1 protein-coding gene is annotated in these 1,013 nt (G+C 49.3%); it reads right to left on the bottom strand.

Going from position 1 to position 1,013, the window contains the following annotated elements:
- Positions 1-273 precede the first annotated feature (273 nt).
- Complete coding sequence (locus ACSZPU_RS25905; RefSeq protein WP_499004483.1) at positions 274-879, bottom strand: SDR family oxidoreductase; 606 nt, start codon at positions 877-879, stop codon at positions 274-276.
- Positions 880-1,013: the final 134 nt, after the last annotated feature.

Genomic DNA, 1,013 nt, shown 5'->3' with positions numbered 1-1,013 from the left:
GTCATGATAATAGGGCCTTCTGATTAGAAGGCCCTATTATCAATGATTTTTATCCTCGTGACGACACTATCTAAGAACAGAAGTAAAGCAACGCCTAAAGCAACATATATGAGGGGCATAACCCGTCTCCCTTTATTATTTTAATGAGTAAAACGCGCCGCTCTGCGTAGAGAAAATACAGATGTAAACGGCACATCTTTTTATTTCCGCCATCCCGATCACCTATAGACGATGACCGGAATACCGCGGGTAGAGTAGGTAACGCAGAGCGTGTTAACGGCCCATCCAGCCACCATCGACAACAATGGCGTGGCCGTTGATGTAATCCGACGCTGACGATGCGAGGAACACCGCTGCGCCACCCAGATCCTGTGGTTTCCCCCAGCGACCCGCAGGAATACGTTCCATAATTTGCCGATTGCGTACTTCATCGTTCATCAGGGCGGTATTCATTTCCGTGGCGATATAGCCCGGCGCGATGCAGTTTACATTTACCCCTTTCGATGCCCACTCGTTGGAAAGAGATTTGGAGAAGCCCATCACGGCAGATTTTGCTGCGGTATAAGCCGGGATGGTGAAACCGCCCTGGAATGAGAGCAGCGAAGCGATATTAACGATTTTGCCGTAGCCGTTTTCAATCATATGGCGGCCGAAAGCCTGGCACATAAAGAAGACGGCATTCTGGTTAATCGCCTGCACTAAATCCCAGTCGGCTTTGGGGAAATCGACAGAAGGATGGCGGCGCTGGATCCCCGCGTTATTGACCAGAATATCGACCTTGCCGTATTTGCTGATAACGGTGTCGACCAGCCCGGAATAATGGTCGAAATCGGCGAGATCGAACTGAATGGTTTCGCAGCTTACGCCGTACGCCGCAATCTCTTTTTCGGTCTGCTCGTTACGATCGACATCGACAATAATGATATTGGCACCGGCATTAGGCTGTGTCCCTTAATTGCATAACCTCTTGTAAAACAATCGGATGCAACCCAGCTTGACCATTGAAAGATAAT

The organism is Phytobacter sp. V69 (genome assembly GCF_965644215.1).
Taxonomy (GTDB): Bacteria; Pseudomonadota; Gammaproteobacteria; order Enterobacterales; family Enterobacteriaceae; genus Phytobacter.
This window is presented reverse-complemented; position numbering and strand designations above follow the sequence as displayed.